This window comes from Burkholderiales bacterium (assembly GCA_035518095.1).
Classification (GTDB): Bacteria; Pseudomonadota; Gammaproteobacteria; order Burkholderiales; family JAHFRG01; genus JAHFRG01.
In genome coordinates this window covers 24,575-45,534 of the sequence record DATIXX010000016.1, presented here as the reverse complement: position 1 = coordinate 45,534, position 20,960 = coordinate 24,575, and the positions used below count along the sequence as shown (strand labels likewise).

The following is a 20,960-nucleotide window of genomic DNA, read 5'->3' as shown; positions in this document are numbered from 1 at the left end:
CGCCTATTTGCGGTGCTTAATCGGCACGACATCACGTTTTAACGCGCCGTTATAGAGCTGACGCGGCCGCCCGATCCGGTATTCGGGGTCGCTGATCATCTCCTTCCATTGCGCGAACCAGCCCACGGTACGCGCCATGGCGAAGATCGCGGTGAACATACTGACCGGAATGCCTAACGCGCGCTGCACGATGCCCGAATAGTAATCCACATTGGGGTAAAGCTTCTTACTGATAAAATAATCGTCCTGAAGGGCAATACGTTCGAGCTCGAGCGCCAGCTTAAACAGCCGGTCATTCTGCAAACCCAGTTCGTTCAAAACATCATGGCATGTCTCGCGCATGAGCTTGGCGCGCGGGTCGTAATTCTTGTACACGCGGTGGCCAAAGCCTACCAACTTGAAATTGTCGTTCTTGTCCTTTGCGCGCTTAATGAATTCCGGGATGCGCGAAGTATCGCCGATATGTTCCAGCATATTGAGACAGGCTTCGTTGGCGCCGCCGTGCGCCGGTCCCCACAGGCAGGCAATTCCAGCGGATATACATGCGAACGGATTGGCCCCGGATGAACCTGCGAGGCGCACGGTGGACGTCGAGGCATTCTGCTCGTGGTCGGCGTGCAAAATCAGGATGCGGTCAAGCGCACGCACCAGCACCGGATTAATCTTGTTTTCTCCGGCAGGCGTAGAAAACATCATGTGGAAGAAATTTTCCACGTAGTTGAGGGCATTGCGCGGATACATGAACGGCTGGCCGATGTTGTACTTGTAGCACATGGCTATGATGGTCGGGACCTTGGCGATCAGCCGGTGGGCGGAAACTTCGCGATGCACCGCGTCGCTGTAGTCCATTGCCTCGTGATAAAACGCCGAGAGTGCCCCCACGACCCCCACCATCACTGCCATGGGATGTGCGTCGCGACGGAATCCGGTGTAAAAGCGCGCGAGCTGCTCGTGCACCATGGTATGTTCTTTGATTCGATCGTCGAAATGCTTCTTCTGGGCTGCGTTGGGCAGTTCGCCATTAAGCAGCAGGTAACATACTTCGAGGAAGTCACATTCCTGTGCCAGCTGCTCGATCGGGTAGCCGCGGTAGAGCAGTACGCCCTTATCTCCGTCGATGTAAGTAATCGATGAAATGCAGGACGCCGTCGAAACAAATCCCGGGTCATAGGTAAACATCCCCGTCTTTGCGTACAGTTCGCGAATATCGATAACCTCCGGGCCTATCGAACCGGGAAGCACCGGTAATTCGACCGGTTCCCCGCCACCGGTGAAGGAAAGAATCGCCTTACGTTGCTTGTCCATGAATTTCTCCGAGGATTTTTCAGGTTGCGTTAATAGCCATCACGTTACGCAATTCGGGCGTTATCAGCTAGCGCGAATAAGTTGCAACACAGCTTTCATGGCATTTTCCGCCGGTTCGGTTCTGGCCAAGATCATGTCCCATAACTCAGCATCCGGATAATTCAGCAATTCCTTGAACATCTTGGCCTGCCGTTTGGTAAGCAGCGGGTATTGCTTTTCCAGAAATCCCGTCAAGACCAAGTCCAGTTCCAGCATGCCGCGTCGGCAGTTCCAGCGCAGTCTATTCATCTCATTCATAAAACCTGTTTAAGCATCAATTCCTTAATTTTAACAATCGCCCGGGTGGGGTTTAATCCTTTGGGGCACGAATCCACACAATTCATGATTGTATGGCAGCGGAACAACCGAAAGGGGTCTTTCAGATCGTCCAGTCGTTCCCGGGTCGCGTGGTCACGACTGTCGGCGATGAATCGGTACGCCTGCAAGAGTCCCGCCGGCCCGACGAACTTGTCCGGATTCCACCAGAAGGACGGGCAGGAAGTGCTGCAGCAGGCACAAAGTATACACTCATATAGTCCGTTCAGTTCCTCCCGCTCCTGCGGCGACTGCAAACGCTCCTTTTCGGGCGCAGGGTCGTTATTAATGAGATACGGCCTGACTGAATGATATTGCGTGAAGAACTGGGTTAAATCCACAATTAGGTCACGGATTACCGGCAATCCTGGAAGCGGCCGCAATTGCACCGGTTCTTTCAGCTCGTCCAGCTTTGTAATGCAGGCAAGCCCGTTTTTGCCGTTGATGTTCATGGCGTCCGAACCGCACACGCCTTCGCGGCAGGAGCGGCGCAGACTCAGCGAATCGTCGATTGTTTTGATTCGCTCCAGCGCGTCGAGCAGCATCCGGTCGGTTGCTTCGAGCGCAATTTCGTAGTCCCGCACGTAGGGCCTTGCATCTTTATCCGGGTCGTAACGAAAAATCGAAAATCGCATGTTGGTCCCTAATAGACGCGCGGTTTGGGTTTAAATGTTTCGACTGTCAACGGTTTCATATGAACCGGTTTGTAAGCGAGGCGACGTCCGTTCGTGTAAAAAAGGGTGTGCTTCAACCAATTGCCGTCGTCCCGTTTATGAAAATCGGCACGATCATGCGCGCCGCGCGATTCCTTGCGCGCTTGGGCCGAAACTAGGGTCGCTAACGCAACGTCAATCAGATTATCCAGCTCCAGTGCTTCAATGCGCGCGGTGTTAAATACCCTGCTTTTGTCCTTGATTTCGGTGCGTTTCGCCCGTTCCGCGATCTCACTGATCTTCTTTACGCCCTCCTCTAGCATTTCCGGAAAACGAAACACGCCGCAATGCGCCTGCATGGTTTTGCGCATATCTGCCGCAACCGCGTGCACAGTTTCTCCGTTTTTCTGGCGATCCAGGCGATCCAGGCGAGCCATACTCATTTCACCGGCATCTTTTGGCAGGTTCTTATGACCGGAATTTTCCTTCAAGAATTTCACCATGTGGTCACCGGCTGTTTTACCAAACACGAGCAAATCGGTGAGAGAATTTGCCCCAAGTCGATTGGCGCCATGGATTGAGCAGCACGCGCACTCACCTGCAGCATAGAACCCGGGTACGGGCACTTCAGGATTCTCGCCTTCCGGCACCACCACTTGCCCGTGATAATTAGTGGGAATTCCGCCCATCTGGTAATGGCAGGTCGGCACCACCGGAATGGGTTCTTTAACCGGGTCGACATTGGCAAATTTCCTGGCGATTTCACGTATGCCCGGAAGGCGTTTTTCAATTACATCTTTGCCGAGATGATCGAGCTTCAACAGTATGTAATCCCCGTCTTCGCCGGCGCCCCGGCCCTCCTTGATTTCGGTCGCTACGGCACGCGATACTACGTCGCGTGAGGCCAGGTCCTTCATGTTCGGCGCATAATGCTCCATGAAGCGCTCACCGTTTTTATTAAGCAGGTATCCGCCCTCGCCGCGTACGGCTTCGGTAATTAAAACGCCGGCGCCGGCCACTCCAGTGGGATGGAATTGCCAGAATTCCATATCTTCCAGAGGGATGCCCGCGCGCGCTGCCATGCCCAAGCCATCGCCGGTATTGATGAAAGCATTGGTGCTCGCCGCGTAAACACGACCCGCCCCTCCCGTGGCAAACAACGTTGCGCGTGCTTGCAGGATCATTACTTGGCCGGTTTCCATTTCCAGGGCAGTGACGCCGAGCACGTGTCCTTCTTGATCCCGGAGCAGATCAAGCGCCATCCACTCTACAAAAAACTGGGTCTGCGCTTTCATATTGCGCTGGTAAAGCGTATGTAGCATGGCGTGTCCGGTTCGGTCCGCTGCGCAGCAAATTCTTTGCACCGGCCGTTCGCCAAAATTTTTCGAGTGTCCCCCGAATGGACGCTGATAAATGGTGCCGTCTTCATTACGGTCAAAGGGCATGCCGAAGTGCTCGAGCTCATAAACTACGGTTGGCGCCATGCGGCACATGAATTCAATGGCGTCCTGGTCGCCAAGATAATCCGAGCCTTTGACTGTGTCGTACATATGCCATAACCAGTTGTCTTCTCCCATGTTGCCCAGCGACGCCCCAATACCTCCTTGCGCCGCTACCGTATGGGAACGTGTCGGGAAGACTTTTGACAGCACCGCGCACTTTAGGCCAGCTTCTGAAAGCTGCAAGGCGGCGCGCAGGCCCGAACCGCCACCTCCGACGATAACCGCATCAAAGGTCCTTTTTGCGAGCGCCATTTACGCGGCCCATAAAATTTGAAATGACCAAACGGTGTAAACTGCGAGGACAAAAATTACAGCTGCCTGCAATCCAAGCCTGATGCCTATCCAATGGACATAATCTATCAGGATGTCATGCATGCCAATCCAAGCATGAATGAACAGGCTTAGCAGGAATATAAAGCTCGCGAAACGCATCCATTGATGGCTAAACAGCTCTTTCCACTCCGAGTATTGCAGTGGGGACTGGAAAACAAGTATGGCGATAACCAGCAGGGTATACGTCACCATTATCACCGCGCTCACCCTTTGCAACAGCCAATCACGAAAGCCATGATGCGTGCTAACTCCGGACTGCTCTACCATAGTCGCACCCCGATCAAAATCGTTAACGCAATGCTTGCGATCAGCACCGCCGTGCCGCTTGCACGCGCGGCCCCAAGCTCAACGCCCAGATGCATGTCCAGCGCCAAATAACGGATGCCGGCAAAGAAGTGATGCAGGAAGGCCCATATCAAACCGACTACAACAAGTTTCACCAGAGGGCCGCTCAAAGTCGCATTGACACTCGCATAACTCTCGGCAGAAGCGAGACTTGCCTGCAATGGCCATAACAAAAAAGGAATAAACAAAAACAGCACTGCACCGCTTAAGCGATGCAGGATAGACACGAAGCCCGGCAGAGGCAGCCGAATTTTTAATAAGTTAAGATACTTGGGAGGCTTTTTTACATATTTATATGACATATATAACAATCAGTTATACGATTGTGTTCATGTAATAGTGCTCTTTAGTGTTACACAGGCTTTTGCGCCACTCGACCGGCTTATCGCCAAAGGTATAGGCCAATCGTTCGATGCAAAGGAGTGGCGCGCCCGGGCTGAGTTTCAACAGCTTCGGTGCCTCGCCGTTGGCGGCGACAGCCTTGATTTGCTCCACCACCTGTGTGATACGAATGCCAAATTCGGACTCGAACATGCTGTACATCTTGCAGGCATGTCGGTTAATGACTTCGGCGTTGAGGCGCTTGAACAGCGCGGCAGGAAGACGGATCTCCTCCAGCATCACCGGCTTGGCGGCAACGTTGAGCAAGCGTTTGATGATTACCAGCGAAGCCCCATTATTTATTTCTAGGAGCTTTGAGATGCTGTTGTCCGCTTTACCGCGACGGCATTCCAAAAGCTCGCCTTCCGGGTAGATAATTCCACCCTTGTCCGAGGTGACTCGCACAAAATGAAACTGGCGACGCTCCTCGGTATGCGAAGCCACAAAAGTTCCCTTGCCCTGGTGACGGATCAGCAGGTTCTCATCGGCCAACTCCGAAACAGCTTTGCGGACCGTCCCTTGACTGACGTGGTAACGCGAAGCGAGTTCAGTTTCGCTGGGAATCGCGTCACCCGGACGCCATTCGCCGGAAATCAAACTTTGGGTAATCAAAATTTTAATCTGCTGGTAAAGCGGATGGAAAGCCGGAGAAGTAATGGCGTCGTTATTCATGAGCTTTTTTAGCACAAAAACATCGTTTCGTCCACGATGTTATGTATCTTTTATAAGATATAAGAATTGATTGACACGAGCCCGGATTATTCTTTACCATTCATTCACTTCGGGCCGGCTCACCAGGAACTCACCTCGCGTGGAAAAATGAACAGGAATATCTTCTCTAATCAGCCGGATTTGACGTCTTGTTTGTAATTCTTTAGAGCCCGGAGCCCAAATGAAAAAACCTGCCCGCGTTGCAGTTACCGGCGCTGCCGGACAAATCGGCTATAGTCTGCTGTTCAGAATAGCAAGCGGGGAAATGCTGGGCCTCGACCAGCCGGTCGTTTTTCAATTACTGGAAATCACGCAAATGCAATCCGCGCTTAAGGGCGTGGTAATGGAACTTGAGGATTGCGCTTTTCCGCTCGTGCAGGGAATTATTTTTGCCGATGACCCCAATGTCGCTTTTAAGGACGCCGACGTCGCGCTTCTTGTCGGCGCACGCCCCCGCACCAAGGGAATGGAAAGAAAGGATCTGCTGAATGCTAATGCGGCAATTTTCACCGTTCAAGGAGAGGCGCTCAATCAAGCAGCGAACCGCGACGTGAAAGTGCTGGTGGTGGGCAATCCAGCCAATACCAATGCTTACATTGCAATGGCGAGCGCACCGGATCTGAAGCGCGAATGTTTTAGCGCAATGCTGCGCCTCGATCACAATCGTGCGCTCTCGCAACTTGCGGCCAAAACCGGCAAACCGGTGGATTCCATAGAAAAAATAGTGGTGTGGGGCAACCACTCTCCTACCATGTACCCTGATTACCGATTCGCCACAATTAACGGCCAAAGCGTGAAATCGATCATCAACGACGAAAAGTGGAACCGTGAAACGTTCATTCCCACGGTGGCCAAGCGTGGCACCGCCGTTATCGAGGCGCGTGGTCTGTCTTCTGCCGCATCTGCAGCCAATGCAGCCATTGCCCATGTCCGCGACTGGATATCGGGCACCCATGGCAAATGGGTAACCATGGGCGTCCCCTCCGACGGCAGCTACGGCATCCCTGAAAATATCGTTTATGGCTTCCCAGCTACGTGTTCGAGCGGCAAATATCAGATTGTCATGAATCTGGAGATCGATGCCTATTCCCGCGAAAAAATGGCCGCAACGCTAAAAGAACTCCAAGAAGAACGCGACGCTGTAAAGCACCTGCTCAGCTAGGAAACCGAAGACTCGGCCCGCTGCGCCGAATTTAAGAATCGATTCTGATCATGCGAGCGCCCATCCACACCCTCAATTATCCGTTGTGCCACGCGTTGACGAAGATAGTTACACCTGTTTTGCCTTAGGCGATTCATGAGCGATCAACCAGCATCCGAAACCAAGACAAAAAAATCAGTCGTGCTCTCGGGCATCACTGCCGGCAATACCGCCATTTGCACTGTGGGCCGCGCCGGTAACGATTTGCATTACCGCGGCTATGACATTCTGGAGTTCGCCGACACAGCGACCTTTGAGGAGATTGCCTTTTTGTTGGTGCATGAAAAACTTCCGTCGCGGGCCGAACTCGATGCTTATCAAAAGAAACTGAAATCGTTGCGCGCTTTGCCCGCAGAGCTGGAAAGAGCGCTCGAATGCCTGCCCGCTTCGGCGCATCCGATGGATGTATTGCGCACCGGCTGCTCGGCGCTGGGCACTATTCTGCCGGAGAACGAAGATCTCAATCCGGCCGGCGCTCGGAATATTGCCGATCGCCTGATGGCATGTTTTGCATCGATGCTGCTCTATTGGTACCACTACTCGCGATCAGGGCGGCGGATCAAAACCGATTCTGACGATGAGTCGATAGCAGGCCACTTCTTGCATCTTTTGCATGGCACCAGACCGTCGTCACTGCAGGAGAGGGCAATGCAAACTTCTCTTATCCTGTATGCGGAACACGAGTTGAATGCCTCTACGTTCGCTGCCCGCGTGATCGCTGGCACCGGTTCAGACATGTATTCAGCAATTACCGGCGCGATTGGCGCGCTCAGAGGCCCCAAGCACGGCGGTGCTAATGAAGTCGCGTTTAAAATTCAAAGTCGATACAAAAATGCCGACCAAGCAGAAACCGATATCAAGCAGCGCCTTGCGCATAAGGAAATAATCACCGGCTTCGGCCATCCGGTTTATACGATCAGCGACCCGCGCAATGAGATCATCAAAAATGTGGCTCGCAGATTATCCACGAATGCGGGCGATATGACTCTGTTTAACATCGCCGAGCGAATTGAAAAGGTGATGTGGAATGAGAAGAAGATGTTTTCCAATTTGGACTGGTATTCCGCGGTCAGCTATCAAAAGCTGGGCGTGCCTAGCGAGATGTTTACTCCGCTGTTCGTGATATCGCGCACCGGCGGCTGGTCGGCGCACGTGATCGAACAGCGTGCGGACGGTAAAATCATTCGCCCCAGCGCCAATTACATCGGTCCTGAAAACCGGAAGTTTGTTCCCATCGAGCAGCGCAAATAGGGGGATCGATGTCTGCGCCGGTTGCCAATATTCGCCCTAAACCTGATAAAGTTCTCGTAGATATCGCCGACTACGTGTCCGCATACGAAATCAAAAGTAACGAAGCCTATAATACTGCCCGCGTCTGTCTAATGGACACTCTTGGTTGTGGACTGGAAGCACTTTGCTACCCTGCGTGTACCAAGCTCATGGGGAACATTGTTCCAGGCACCATCGTGCCCAACGGCGCCAGAGTTCCGGGCACCTCCTATCAGCTCGACCCGGTCATGGCGGCATTCAATATCGGTTGCATGATCCGCTGGCTCGATTTCAACGATACGTGGCTCGCCGCCGAATGGGGACATCCTTCCGACAACCTTGGCGGAATCCTCGCTTCAAGCGACTGGATTTCCCGCTCTAACCTGGCGCAAGGACGCGAACCTGTGCTCATGCGGGATGTGCTCACCGCAATGATTAAGGCGCACGAAATACAAGGGGTGCTGGCTTTGGAAAACAGTTTCAATCGCGTAGGGCTGGATCATGTGGTGCTGGTCAAAGTAGCGTCCGCTGCGGTGGTCACCAAGATACTGGGCGGCACCCGTAGCGCCATCATCGACGCTGTTTCGCAAGCCTGGGTCGACGGCCAGCCGCTGCGTACTTACCGACAAGCACCCAATACCGGGTCGCGCAAATCCTGGGCTGCAGGCGACGCCACCAGCCGGGCCGTGCGGCTCGCGCTCATGACTCTAGCGGGTGAAATGGGCTATCCGTCGGCGCTGACCGCTAAGAGATGGGGTTTCTACGACGTGCTGTTCAATGGCAAAAAATTCAAGATAAAACGCCCTTATCGTACGTACGTCATGGAAAATGTGCTGTTCAAGGTTTCCTTTCCCGCTGAATTTCACGCCCAGACCGCCGCGGAATGTGCATTGAAACTTCACCCCAGAATCAAGACCCGCCTCGACAAAGTCGAAAAAATTGTCATCACGACTCACGAGTCGGCAATGCGCATCATTGACAAGAAAGGCCCGTTGCACAACCCGGCAGACCGCGATCACTGCATCCAATACGTGACCGCCATAAGCTTAATATTTGGGACCTTAACCGCACAGCATTACGAAGACAATATCGCTAAAGACCCACGAATCGACCGGCTGCGCGAAAAGATGAAATGCGTGGAAAAGAAGCAGTACAGTAAAGATTATTTGAATCCCAAAAAACGCTCTATTGCCAACGGCGTGCGAGTTTACTTTAAGGACGGCAGCAAGCCTGAGAGCGAGTCGATAGAATACCCGATCGGGCACCGCGTCCGTCGCGCTGAAGCCATGCCACTGTTAATCGGCAAATTCAAAACCAATCTTGCGCGCCGCTTCCCGGTCAAACAGCAGATGGCAATTCTTGATCTATGTCTGGATCAGAAAAAGCTGGAAGCCACTCCAGCAAATGAATTTTTGGATTTATTCGTTACTTAGTGCTACGCATGCATAATCTGTTTGACACTCTTCAGCAATTTAAAATGGAGTCGGGTAAAGCAGGGAAATTCTATTCCCTGCCCGCCCTGCAAAAAATCTCTTTCGGCAAAATATCGCGCCTGCCGGTTTCGATCCGAATCGTGCTGGAATCGGTCCTGCGCAATTATGACGGCAAAAAAATCACCGAAGAGCATGTAAAGCAACTTGCCAGCTGGCAGCCCAATGCACCGCGAGTGGACGAAATACCGTTCATCGTTGCCCGCATCATATTGCAGGATTTTACGGGTGTGCCGCTACTCGCCGACCTGGCCGCAATGCGCAGCACAGCGAACAAATTGGGCAAGAATCCCAAAGTTATCGAGCCGCTGGTGCCTGTAGATCTGGTCGTGGATCACTCAGTGCAGGTTGACTATTACGGCACCCGGAATGCGCTGGACCTGAACATGAAACTCGAGTTCCGGCGCAATGCCGAGCGCTACACGTTTCTGAAGTGGGGCATGCAGGCATTTAACACGTTTAAAGTTATCCCGCCGGGAATCGGTATCGTGCACCAAGTCAATCTCGAGCATCTCGCGCATGGGGTACACCAGAAAAGCGATGTGCACTATCCGGATACATTAGTCGGCACCGATTCGCATACTACAATGATTAACGGTATTGGCGTGGTTGGCTGGGGTGTGGGTGGCATTGAAGCGGAAGCCGGGATGCTGGGGCAACCGGTCTATTTTCTCACTCCGGACGTGGTTGGCGTAAGCCTCACTAACAAGCTGCGAGAAGGGGTCACGGCAACAGATCTCGTCCTTACCATCACCGAAATGTTGCGCAAGGAGAAAGTAGTCGGAAAATTCGTCGAGTTCTTCGGTGATGGCGCAGCGTCGCTCACCGTGCCCGACCGCGCCACAATATCAAATATGGCGCCGGAATACGGCGCCACGATGGGTTTCTTCCCGGTGGACGACGCCACGATTGAATACTTCCGGAATTCCGGCCGTACTACGCAGGAAATAGATTCATTTCGATCCTATTTCAAGGCCCAAGGGCTGTTCGGAATTCCCCAAGCCGGCCAAATCGACTACAGCAAAGTTATCGAGCTTGACCTTGCTTCAATCAAGCCTTCTGTCGCGGGACCCAAGCGCCCGCAGGACCGCATCGAGCTCGGCAATCTCAAGAAGACGTTTACCGAACTCTTCTCCAAACCCATATCCGAGAATGGTTATGCTAAACCTGCGGAGGAATTGCAACAGCGTTTTGCGACGAACTTTGGCATGGCACGCGCCGAATCGCAAGGACTGTTAATGGGCGGCGGCAGCCAAAAAGGCGTGGCGCTTTCCGCCAGTGAAGTGGAAATGCAGGATGACCACCCAACTCCCGATGCGGTTTACTCCGTTGCCGCACCGGCGCCTGGTAATAAGGTCAATATAGGTAACGGTGATGTGCTGATTGCCGCGATTACTTCCTGCACCAACACTTCTAACCCGGGTGTCCTGCTTGCTGCCGGCTTGCTGGCAAGAAAGGCGGTAGAAAGAGGCCTTTCCGTTAAGAAACACGTCAAGACCTCGCTCGCGCCCGGTTCTCGAGTGGTGACCGATTATCTTCAAAAAGCGGGTTTGCTATCCTATCTGGAACAGCTCGGCTTTTCGCTTGCTGCCTACGGTTGCACCACTTGTATCGGTAACGCGGGACCTTTGGATCCGCGCCTGGAAGAGACCATAATTAAAGAGGACCTTATCTGCGCCGCCGTACTTTCCGGCAATCGCAATTTCGAGGCCCGGATCCACGCCAACATCAAGGCTAACTTTCTGATGAGCCCGCCTCTGGTGGTGGCTTTCGCCATTGCTGGCACGGTGCTGGTAAATCTGGAAAGCGAGCCGCTTGCAATCGGCAAGGACGGAAAACCCGTTTACCTTAGGGATATCTGGCCAAGCAGTAATGAGGTTCATGCGGCGATGAGATACGCGATCGACCCGGAAACTTTCCGACGTCTTTACAGCAACCTTTCCGCCGACCATGAACTTTGGAACAGCGTGCCTTCAGCCAGCGGACAAGTATACGATTGGCCAAAATCTACTTATATCGCTGAACCGCCGTTTTTTGCCGGGTTCGGCATGCGGCCTGGCTTAATCGGGAATATTATTGGCGCAAGAGCGCTCGGCATTTTTGGCGATTCCGTAACCACGGACCACATCAGCCCCGCCGGTTCGATAAAAGAAACGTCACCTGCCGGCAAGTATCTTATTGCAAACGGCGTCGTCAAGGCCGACTTTAACAGTTACGGCGCGCGCCGCGGCAATCACGAAGTCATGATGCGGGGCACTTTCGCCAACGTGCGCATTAAAAACCTGATAATTCCGCCAAACGCTGACGGCACTCGCATAGAAGGCGGCGTTACGTTACTGCAACCGTCGGGCGAACAGATGAGTATTTACGACGCCGCGATGAAATACATCGTACAGGGAACTCCAACCGTGGTATTCGGCGGCGAGGAATATGGCAGCGGGTCGTCGCGCGACTGGGCCGCCAAAGGCACTCAACTGCTCGGGGTCAAAGCAGTCATAACCCGGAGCTTCGAACGCATTCACCGCTCCAACTTGGTCGGTATGGGCGTGCTGCCCTGCCAGTTTAAAGACAATGACAGCGTGCAATCTCTGGGCATCAAAGGAGACGAAGAGTTCGATATCCTCGGGATTGAGACGGACATCCGGCCGCAGCAGGATGTGAGGCTGGTGATTAAGCGTAAGGACGGCAGCAAGCAGGAAATACAGTTGCTGCTACGCATTGACACGCCTGTCGAGGTCGACTATTACCGGCATGGCGGGATTCTGCCGTACGTGCTGCGCCAACTCGTCGCGGCACTATAATGCGATTGGTTTAAAGGGCGTTGCAAGGAATCGGCATTGGTTAGAAAAACTTTGCAGCGGGCCAGTCCAACCCGCATTATGATCGCCGCGCAGATATTATTCGCTTGAAGTAGTCCTCATGCTAAATTAACCGTGGGTGCGGCGTCGCCGCATCGCTTGGCACTCGAGAGGCAAGGAAATGAAAACGAAGGTAAACAAATCCGAACAGGAATGGAAACAGCAGCTCACTCCGGAACAATTCGAAATATGCCGTAAAAAAGGAACTGAGATGGCATTTACCGGGGAATATTGGAACTGCAAGGAAAACGGCGTGTACCGCTGCGCTTGTTGCGGCATGGAATTATTCAGCTCCAGCACCAAGTTCGACTCCGGTACCGGCTGGCCGAGCTTTTGGGCCCCGTTGCAATCCGAGAACATTAGAACCGAAAAAGACAACAGGCTTTTCATGCGCCGCACCGAAGTGCTGTGCGGCGCCTGCGACGCGCATCTTGGCCATGTGTTTCCCGATGGACCGCAGCCTACCGGGCAGCGTTACTGCATCAATTCTGCAGCTTTGAAGCTCGAGAAAAAATAAGCTTTCAGGGTAACAAGTTACTGCCATTCGCACATTGTGCGCTATTAGACAACGCCCGGTCGAAGCGTCATAATTGTGCCCCCACTCTGTGCTAAATGACCGGTGAAGTTACTTTTCGACCTTTTTCCAGTTCTTTTGTTTTTCGCTGCTTTCAAATTCCAGGGGATCTATGTCGCCACCGCGGTTGCGATTGCCGCGACTTTTGGCCAGGTTGGCTGGATGTGGACGAGACACGGAAAGGTGGATCCGATGTTGTGGGCATCGCTGGCGATAATCGTAGTATTCGGAGGTGCTACGCTGCTGTTGCACGATGAAACCTTCGTCAAGTGGAAGCCAACGGTTCTGTACTGGCTGTCTGGGCTGGTGCTGTTTTGCGCGGATGTTATCGTCGGTAGAAATTTAATGCGCGCTATGATGCAAACCCAGATTTCCTTACCGGACGCCGTGTGGCGCAAATTGAATTTAAGCTGGGTGTTTTTCCTGGCATTCATGGGCGGCGCCAATCTCTATGTTGCGTTCCACTTTTCCACTGAAAACTGGGTGAATTTCAAGCTTTTCGGGAGCGTCGGTTTGCTGCTGGTATTTGTACTGCTCCAGGGCTTAATGCTCGCGAAATATATGGAAGATAAGGAGCCCGAGTAATGTTATACGCCATTGTCGGTGAAGATTTACCCGGCAGTCTAGCAAGAAGACGGGCTGCTCGTCCCGCCCATGTCGGCAGGCTGACTGAACTGCAGCGGGCCGGCCGGCTTGTCCTCGCCGGGCCGCTCCCCGCGATCGACAGTCCTGACCCCGGACCCGCCGGTTTCAGCGGCAGTTTAATCGTCGCGGAATTTTCCTCATTGGAGTCTGCCCAGGCCTGGGTGGACATTGACCCCTATGTTACCGGCGGTGTTTACGCCAAAATTTCTGTCAAACCTTTTAAAAAAGTACTCCCGACATAGTGATTAGATGACTTTCCATATATACTGTGTCCCGGAAAAAAGCATGTGCACAACAGACAGGATAAGACAAGAGCTTGCCGCGCTCGGGGCCGAAAACCTGGAAATCGTGGATGAGAGCAGGGAACATATTGGGCACGAAGGTGCCAAAACGGGTGGACATTATCAAATCACCATCGTTTCCCAAAAATTTAAGGGGAAATCAAGCGTCGCGCGTCATCGCATGGTGTACGCCGCGTTATCCGGGATGATGCACAAGGAAATTCATGCGATTAGCATCAGGGCCTACACCCCGGAAGAATTTTAACCCGTCTTTTTATAAAGGATTTTGAAATGAGTTTCAGACCTTCAGGACTTTTGGTTTCGGCAGTTATTGGCTTGCTGACATATACGGCCTGCTACGCTCAGGAAACTTCCAAGGCTGCGCCTCAAAAACCGGGCGTTGTCGCTACGGTCAATGGCACACCAATTCCGCAATCCCAGCTCGATGTGCTGTTAAAGGAGAACATGGCACGGGGCGAAAAGGACACCCCTGAACTGCGGGAAAAACTGCGCGACGATTTAATTACGCGTGAAGTACTGTATCAGGAGATGGTCAAGGATGGTTTTAATAAAAATCCGGCCGTTGCCGCGCAAGCAGATTTCGTGCGGGAGAATTTCCTGTTGCAGGCGTACTTGCAGGATTATATAAGAACCCATCCGGTAAGCGATGCTGATCTGAGAACACAATACGATAAGATCAAAGCGGAATTAGACAACAAACAGGAATACCACGCGCGCCACATACTGCTGGATAAGGAGTCGGACGCGAAAGCGGTCATTGCGCAACTAAAAAAAGGCTCAAAATTCGAGAAGCTCGCGGCGGAAAAATCCAAGGACCCGGGCAGCAGCAGTAAAGGCGGAGATTTAGGCTGGAACCTGCCTTCGAATTATGTAAAGCCTTTTGGTGATGCGCTGCTCACGCTCAAGAAAGGCCAGTACACGCAAACGCCGGTGGAAACCCAGTTCGGCTGGCACGTGATAAAGCTCGAGGACACCCGCCCCGTCAAGGTGCCGCAGTATGAAGACGTGAAAGCTAAACTACAACAGCAGTATGAGCAGCAACAATTCAACAAGTTTTTAGCCGACCTGCGCGCTAAAGCCAAAATCGAATGATCTTGAAGCAACTTCCCTAACCCACCCATTTGCGCGCGTTTCTGAAGACACGCAGCCACGGCGCGTCTTCACCCCAATCCCGCGGATGCCACGAATACTGCGCGGCGCGAAATGCCCGTTCCGGGTGTGGCATAAGTATGGTAAATCGACCGTCATGAGTAGTGAGTCCTGTGATTCCGGCCGGCGAGCCATTGGCATTATAAGGGTAAATTTCCGTCGGATTCCCGCGATTGTCCACGAAGCGCAGGGCGACCAGAGGTAGCGCGGACTGCAATTGTCCCGTGTTTTCAAATTCAGCGTATCCCTCGCCGTGAGCCACTGCAATCGGCATGCGGCTTCCCTCCATCTCCGAGAAAAACAGCGATGGGCTGCTCTCGACCCGAACCATCACCAATCGTGCTTCAAACTGTTCCGAACGATTGCGCACAAAGCGCGGCCAATGTTGGGAACCGGGGATCAGTTCGCGCAAGTTGCTCATCATCTGGCAACCGTTGCACACTCCCAAGGCAAAACTATCAGCGCGCTGAAAAAATGCAGAGAACTCATCCCGGGCGCGGGAATTGAACAAGATGGACTTGGCCCATCCTTCTCCTGCGCCCAAAACGTCGCCGTAGGAAAATCCGCCGCACGCGGCGAATCCCTTGAAATCCGTGAGTGCGACGCGTCCTTCGATGATATCGCTCATGTGTACGTCGACCGCCAAAAACCCCGCACGGTCAAATGCGGCCGCCATTTCAACCTGACCGTTCACTCCTTGCTCACGCAAAATAGCGATGCGCGGCCGTTTGCCGGAGGCTATGTACGGTGCAGCGACATCATGTCGCAAATCGAAAGTAAGCACCGCATGCAGTCCAGGATCTGCGACGTCGAGTACGCGGTCATATTCTTGCTGCGCGGCTTCCGGATTATCGCGTATCCGCTGCAGGTGATAAGTGGTTTCAGACCACATGCGCTGTAGCCTGGTCCGGGTTTCGGAAAAAATCACTTTCGCGTCGCGCACCAGGCGCAGTTCATCACTATCGTTCAGGCCTCCGAGGAGGTGCGCAGATAGACCTGCTTGAGACAGGGCGCGTAAAACGGCGTTGCGATCTGCAGCCCGCACCTGTACTACCGCGCCCAGTTCCTCACTAAATAGCACCCGCAGGATGCTTTCCCGGTATCGGGCGGGAAATAACGCTTCGGGTCGCCGCTCCTGCCCTTCCACGTCGTTGCTAAGCCGGTCGTGACAAAGATCGTCGAGATTCAGTGTAATGCCAACATGCCCGGCAAAAGCCATTTCGCAAAGCGTAACAAACAGGCCGCCGTCAGATCTGTCGTGATAGGCAAGGAGCCTGCCTTCCCGGTTCAGCGTTTGCACGGCGCCGAAAAAAGCCTTGAGCGGCCATGGATCATCCGCGTTGGGTGCGTCATTTCCAAGCTGCTTGTAGACTTGGGCCAGCGCTGAGCCGCCCAATCGGTTCCTGCCATTTCCAAGATCTATTAGAATAAGTTCGGTTTTACCGCAATCGGTGCGCAATTGCGGGGTCAGCGTTTTGGTTGCGTCCGACACCGGAGCGAAAGCCGACACGATCAGAGACAGCGGGGCAACGACCTCTTTTTTTTCGCCGTTGTCCTCCCAGACAGTTTTCATTGACAGCGAATCCTTGCCCACCGGAATGCTTACTCCCAGTGGCGGACACAGCTCCATCGCTAGCGACTTGACCGCCTCAAACAATGCCGCGTCTTCTCCAGGATGTCCCGCCGCCGCCATCCAGTTGCACGACAGCTTCACATCGCCAAGGTCGGCAATCTGCGCCGCCGCGATATTAGTGAGCGACTCCCCCAAGGCCATGCGTGCTGACGCCTTGGGATCGATCAACGCCAGGGGTGTGCGTTCACCCATGGCAAAGGCCTCGCCGCGCACTGTTTTGTAGCCCATTAAGGTCACTGCGACATCGGCCACTGGAATTTGCCACGGCCCGACCATCTGGTCGCGCGCGCTCAATCCGCCTACAGTGCGATCGCCGATACTGATCAAAAAGGTTTTGTCCGCCACCGCTGGCAAGCGCAGCACACGATTCACCGCTTCCCGTAAATCGATATCGTTCAGCGAGAGTAGCTGTAACGGATTAGCAACGCGCGAAGCGTGCCGAGTTATCTTTGGGGACCTGCCGAGCAATACGTCCAGCGTCAAATCCACAGGCAGATTATTGAACACGGCGTCTTCAATCCGCAGCCGAAGCTCGCGGGTCGCTTCACCGATCACCGCATACGGGCAACGCTCCCGTTCGCATATTTTTGCGAACATGGCAAACTTGTCGGTGTTGACCGCCAGCACATAGCGCTCCTGCGCCTCGTTGCACCACAATTGCATAGGGGACATACCCGGCTCTTCGCTGGGGATTTCCCGCAATTTGATGCGGCCGCCACAGCTCGCGTTGTGCACGAGTTCCGGAAGCGCGTTGGACAGTCCGCCAGCACCCACGTCGTGTATTGAAATGATTGGATTGCTTTCACCCAACGCCCAGCATCGGTCTATCACTTCCTGCGCGCGACGCTGCATTTCCGCATTGCCGCGCTGCACAGACGCAAAATCCAGGCTCTCAACATTGGAACCCGAATCCATGCTGGAAGCAGCGCCACCTCCCAGACCGATTAGCATGCCCGGCCCGCCCAATTGAATCAGCGACGAGCTATTATCAGCTTTGCATTTCACTACTTGCTCGCTTGCGATATTGCCCACACCACCGGCGATCATTATAGGTTTGTGGTAGCCTCGCATCGCGTTTGCCACCAGTTCTTCGTAGGTACGGAAGTAACCGCATAGATTCGGTCGACCAAATTCATTATTAAACGAGGCCGCGCCTATCGGCGCATCCACCATAATTTGCAGTGCGGAAGCAATGCGTGGAGCCGAGCCGTACTGGCCATCCGTAGTGCCAGCAAGAATCTCCCATGGTTGCCGAAAGCCAGGAATATTCAGGTTAGAAACCGAAAAACCGGTCAATCCGGCCTTAGGCTTTGCACCGCGGCCGGTCGCGCCCTCATCTCGGATTTCACCACCCGATCCCGTGGCGGCGCCGGGAAAGGGCGCGATTGCAGTGGGGTGATTATGCGTTTCCACTTTCATCAGAATGTGTGCCAACTTTTCTGAATAAGCATATTCCGGCATGCTATGAGCGGGGAAAAAACGCTCGATGCGCGCGCCTTCTATCACTGCAGCGTTGTCGGCGTAGGCCACGAGCGTGCCCTGAGGATGCTGTTTATGCGTGTTTTTAATCATGGCGAAAAGCGAAAGCGGTTGTTTAACTCCGTCAATCACCCAATCAGCATTGAAAATCTTGTGTCGGCAGTGCTCGGAATTTACCTGAGCGAACATCATAAGTTCGACGTCGGTTGGGTTGCGCCCGAGGCGTCTAAAATTTTCGAGCAAATACGCTATTTCCTCCTCCGAAAGGGCAAGCCCCATTTCCTGATTGGCGCGTATAAGTGCAGCTGCGCCGCGATTTAGAATATCCACCGGTTGCATGGGTTCCGGTGCAAAATGCAGAAACAATTTATCCGCGTCATCGAGTGACGCCAGCACCGATTCAGTCATTCGGTCGTGGATCAGCGGCAGCAGCAAATTCCTCTCGCCGGCTGAGAGCTTCTCGCGTTTCTCGAAATAAAAAGCGATCCCGCGCTCGATTCGTTCCACGACTTCCAGTCCGCAATGTCTGGCTATGTCCGTGGCCTTGGATGACCAGGGGGAAACTGTGCCGATTCGCGGTACTACCAATAAAACTTCGCCCTGGGTCTTGTCTGCCTTGTTAGCCGGGCCGTACGTTAGAATCCTTTTCAAGATTGCAACTTCGCGATCCGCTAAATTTCTCGACGGTGCCACAAAATGCCAAAATTCCGCCTGCACTGCGGCAATAGAAGGTATGGATTTTTTCAGGGCCGAAAGCAGTTTATTGAGGCGGAAATCGGACAGGGCGTTGCGCCCGCGCAGCTTGAGGATTTGGGGCATCCGTTGCAGAGCGACTCCCAAAAGTTAAATTATACCCTAACCACGCAAGCGCTTTACGGCTAAACTATCGTCACTGTGATTGAGGACGCGACGACATCGAAGCCGATTTTCCTGACCCGTGAAATCAGGAAAATCGAAGCTAAGTTTTTACCAGTGCAACGCCTGATGGAGGCCGCGGGCCTCGCCAGCGCGGAGCTGGCGCGCGAACTCTTGGGTGCGTCTGGCACCCGGATTTTGGTGGTTGCGGGTCCTGGCAATAACGGGGGTGATGCCCTCGTTCTTGCTCGTCATCTCAAGCAGTGGTGGTTCAAAGTTGACGTGGTTTTTACCGGGGATGCAAAAAAATTGCCGCGCGACGCCGGGCGCGCTTTACGCCTTTGGCGACAGGCAGGCGGCGATTTGATCAGCAAGATTCCGGCAGGTCAATGGGATCTGGTGGTAGACGGCTTGTTCGGCATCGGGCTTAAGCGCCCGCTTGAAGGACGCTACGCGCAATTAGTCGATCAGATCAACCAGTTCCAAGTCCCGGTGCTTTCGTTGGATGTACCGAGCGGCCTTGACGCCGAAACCGGCTGCAAACTTGGGTCTGCGGTGCGCGCAACTCATACAATCACCTTTATCGCCCTGAAACCTGGATTGCTCACGGGTCACGGGGTCGACTGTTGCGGCAAGGTTTACCTGCGCAACCTCGATATTGACGCTGCGGCTATCTTGCCTCCAAAAGGATGGTTGCTTTCGTCAGCAAACCGTCCGCGACTCAGGCCGCGTGTTGCAAGCAGTCACAAAGGAATGTTCGGCAACGCGGGAATCATTGGCGGCGCGGCGGGAATGGTGGGCGCCGCCCTGCTAGCAGGCCGTGCGGCGCTGAAGCTGGGTGCCGGCAGGACATATGTCGCTCTCCTCGCCGCAGATGCGCCTCTGGTTGATCCAGTACAGCCTGAGCTCATGCTGCGCATGCCAAACAAATTGCTTGAGCTTGATCACCTAAATTGCATAGCGGTCGGACCGGGGTTGGGGCAGTCAAGTGACGCGCAACGGTTTATCGCCGCCGCGCTCGATACCCATTTGCCACTGGTGCTGGACGCGGATGCGCTGAATCTGATTGGTTCCATAGGACGCTTACAGCAATTATTGAAGAAACGCTCTGCACCAACCATACTCACGCCCCACCCCGCAGAAGCGGGACGTTTGCTCAAGAGCAATACGGAACAAATCCAGCGCGATCGTTTGTCTGCAGCGCTGGAAATTGCGCAGCGTTTTCGCTGCCATGTTGTGCTGAAAGGCGCAGGCAGCATTTGCGCGCTGCCCAATGGAAACTGGTACATTAATTCCACTGGCAATCCAGGCATGGCCAGCGCGGGGATGGGCGATGTGCTCACGGGAATTATTGTGGCGCTAATCGCACAAGGCTTGAGCGGGAGCGACGCGATGCTGCTTGCAGTTTTCTTGCACGGCGCAGCAGCGGACAAACTGGTTGAGGTCGGAGTCGGGCCGGTCGGCTTGACTGCAACCGAAGTCACCGAAGCGGCGAGAAATTTATTGAACCAGCCGATCGATAATTGGTGAATTTGAAAGCCTGCGACGTCCTGCTAGCGACGCCGAAAATAACAGAAGTTCGCTGGATCCCTACTAACTGGTCTTTTTCAATTCTCCGAGCCAGCCATATTCGGCGGGCGTTTTGATATAAAAAAGTGGAATTTTCTCCATTTTGATAAGGTCGAGGAACTTGTCGGCCAGTTCCTCGCTTGTCATGAACACCATCTCCATGGGCGATTCGCCGAAAACATTGTCCACGCTGATGTCGCCGTGCCTGCCAAAGCCAGAAACCGCACGGCTGGCGGTCCCGCCCTGAATGCCCAAGGTTTTCGCGCTGTTCATTAACCACAGGTGTAAAGCTTCGCCATTTGGGTGCTTTTCGAATTCGGGCACATAAAGCTTTAGGTACGTGCCTTTCATT

Annotated in this window: 19 protein-coding genes; 10 read left to right on the top strand and 9 right to left on the bottom strand. The window is 53.7% G+C overall.

Annotation, left to right across the window (positions count from 1 at the left end):
• Window positions 1–3 precede the first annotated feature (3 nt).
• The 7 genes from gltA to VLV32_03500 form a co-directional block, all read right to left on the bottom strand.
• The gene (gltA, locus tag VLV32_03530; GenBank protein HUL40964.1) at window positions 4–1,305 is read right to left on the bottom strand and encodes a citrate synthase; all 1,302 of its coding nucleotides are present in this window, start codon (window positions 1,303–1,305) and stop codon (window positions 4–6) included.
• A gap of 63 nt (window positions 1,306–1,368) precedes the next feature.
• Window positions 1,369–1,602, bottom strand: a complete 234-nt coding sequence (locus VLV32_03525; protein HUL40963.1) for a succinate dehydrogenase assembly factor 2 — start codon at window positions 1,600–1,602, stop codon at window positions 1,369–1,371.
• Complete coding sequence (locus VLV32_03520) at window positions 1,599–2,294, bottom strand: succinate dehydrogenase iron-sulfur subunit (GenBank protein ID HUL40962.1); 696 nt, start codon at window positions 2,292–2,294, stop codon at window positions 1,599–1,601. Before VLV32_03520 ends, VLV32_03525 begins: the two co-directional genes overlap by 4 nt.
• Before the next feature lie 8 nt (window positions 2,295–2,302).
• Window positions 2,303–4,066, bottom strand: coding sequence for a succinate dehydrogenase flavoprotein subunit (gene sdhA / locus VLV32_03515; GenBank protein ID HUL40961.1), 1,764 nt, complete (start codon window positions 4,064–4,066; stop codon window positions 2,303–2,305).
• The gene (gene sdhD, locus VLV32_03510) at window positions 4,067–4,414 is read right to left on the bottom strand and encodes a succinate dehydrogenase, hydrophobic membrane anchor protein (protein HUL40960.1); all 348 of its coding nucleotides are present in this window, start codon (window positions 4,412–4,414) and stop codon (window positions 4,067–4,069) included.
• On the bottom strand, window positions 4,408–4,794 hold the full coding sequence (gene sdhC / locus VLV32_03505; GenBank protein ID HUL40959.1) for a succinate dehydrogenase, cytochrome b556 subunit: 387 nt from the start codon (window positions 4,792–4,794) through the stop codon (window positions 4,408–4,410). Before sdhC ends, sdhD begins: the two co-directional genes overlap by 7 nt.
• A gap of 13 nt (window positions 4,795–4,807) precedes the next feature.
• Window positions 4,808–5,545 (bottom strand): GntR family transcriptional regulator, encoded by a 738-nt coding sequence (locus VLV32_03500; GenBank protein HUL40958.1) that lies wholly within the window; start codon window positions 5,543–5,545, stop codon window positions 4,808–4,810.
• Window positions 5,546–5,765: 220 nt separating this feature from the next.
• On the opposite strand from VLV32_03500, the gene VLV32_03495 reads away from it, so the two are divergent.
• From VLV32_03495 to VLV32_03455, 9 genes are all read left to right on the top strand, one after another.
• Complete coding sequence (locus tag VLV32_03495) at window positions 5,766–6,746, top strand: malate dehydrogenase (GenBank protein HUL40957.1); 981 nt, start codon at window positions 5,766–5,768, stop codon at window positions 6,744–6,746.
• 135 nt (window positions 6,747–6,881) lie between these two features.
• A complete protein-coding gene (gene prpC / locus VLV32_03490; GenBank protein HUL40956.1) occupies window positions 6,882–8,036 on the top strand; it encodes a 2-methylcitrate synthase in 1,155 nt (384 codons plus the stop codon).
• An 8-nt stretch (window positions 8,037–8,044) separates the two neighbouring features.
• Window positions 8,045–9,487 carry a bifunctional 2-methylcitrate dehydratase/aconitate hydratase gene (locus VLV32_03485; protein HUL40955.1) on the top strand — a complete coding sequence of 481 codons (1,443 nt, stop codon included), beginning with the start codon at window positions 8,045–8,047 and terminating at the stop codon, window positions 9,485–9,487.
• Between the two features lie 8 nt (window positions 9,488–9,495).
• Window positions 9,496–12,345, top strand: a complete 2,850-nt coding sequence (locus tag VLV32_03480; GenBank protein HUL40954.1) for an aconitate hydratase — start codon at window positions 9,496–9,498, stop codon at window positions 12,343–12,345.
• Window positions 12,346–12,523: 178 nt separating this feature from the next.
• Window positions 12,524–12,919, top strand: a complete 396-nt coding sequence (gene msrB / locus VLV32_03475) for a peptide-methionine (R)-S-oxide reductase MsrB (protein HUL40953.1) — start codon at window positions 12,524–12,526, stop codon at window positions 12,917–12,919.
• A gap of 102 nt (window positions 12,920–13,021) precedes the next feature.
• A complete protein-coding gene (locus tag VLV32_03470) occupies window positions 13,022–13,561 on the top strand; it encodes a septation protein A (protein ID HUL40952.1) in 540 nt (179 codons plus the stop codon).
• Window positions 13,561–13,863: a YciI family protein gene (locus VLV32_03465; protein ID HUL40951.1), complete on the top strand. Its 303-nt coding sequence runs from the start codon at window positions 13,561–13,563 to the stop codon at window positions 13,861–13,863. The genes VLV32_03470 and VLV32_03465 overlap by 1 nt, the downstream gene beginning before the upstream one ends.
• Window positions 13,864–13,906: 43 nt before the next feature.
• Window positions 13,907–14,167: a BolA family protein gene (locus tag VLV32_03460; protein HUL40950.1), complete on the top strand. Its 261-nt coding sequence runs from the start codon at window positions 13,907–13,909 to the stop codon at window positions 14,165–14,167.
• 26 nt (window positions 14,168–14,193) lie between these two features.
• On the top strand, window positions 14,194–15,015 hold the full coding sequence (locus tag VLV32_03455) for a peptidylprolyl isomerase (GenBank protein ID HUL40949.1): 822 nt from the start codon (window positions 14,194–14,196) through the stop codon (window positions 15,013–15,015).
• A 16-nt stretch (window positions 15,016–15,031) separates the two neighbouring features.
• Here VLV32_03455 and purL read toward each other — a convergent pair whose 3' ends face one another.
• Window positions 15,032–19,003 carry a phosphoribosylformylglycinamidine synthase gene (gene purL, locus VLV32_03450; GenBank protein HUL40948.1) on the bottom strand — a complete coding sequence of 1,324 codons (3,972 nt, stop codon included), beginning with the start codon at window positions 19,001–19,003 and terminating at the stop codon, window positions 15,032–15,034.
• A gap of 75 nt (window positions 19,004–19,078) precedes the next feature.
• Here purL and VLV32_03445 point away from each other — a divergent pair, with 75 nt between their 5' ends.
• Entirely contained in the window at window positions 19,079–20,569 is a 1,491-nt protein-coding gene (locus VLV32_03445; protein HUL40947.1) for an NAD(P)H-hydrate dehydratase, read from the top strand.
• Between the two features lie 63 nt (window positions 20,570–20,632).
• Here the strand turns inward: VLV32_03445 and VLV32_03440 are convergent, their stop codons facing one another.
• A complete protein-coding gene (locus VLV32_03440) occupies window positions 20,633–20,959 on the bottom strand; it encodes a DUF190 domain-containing protein (GenBank protein HUL40946.1) in 327 nt (108 codons plus the stop codon).
• Between the last annotated feature and the right edge of the window lies 1 nt (window position 20,960).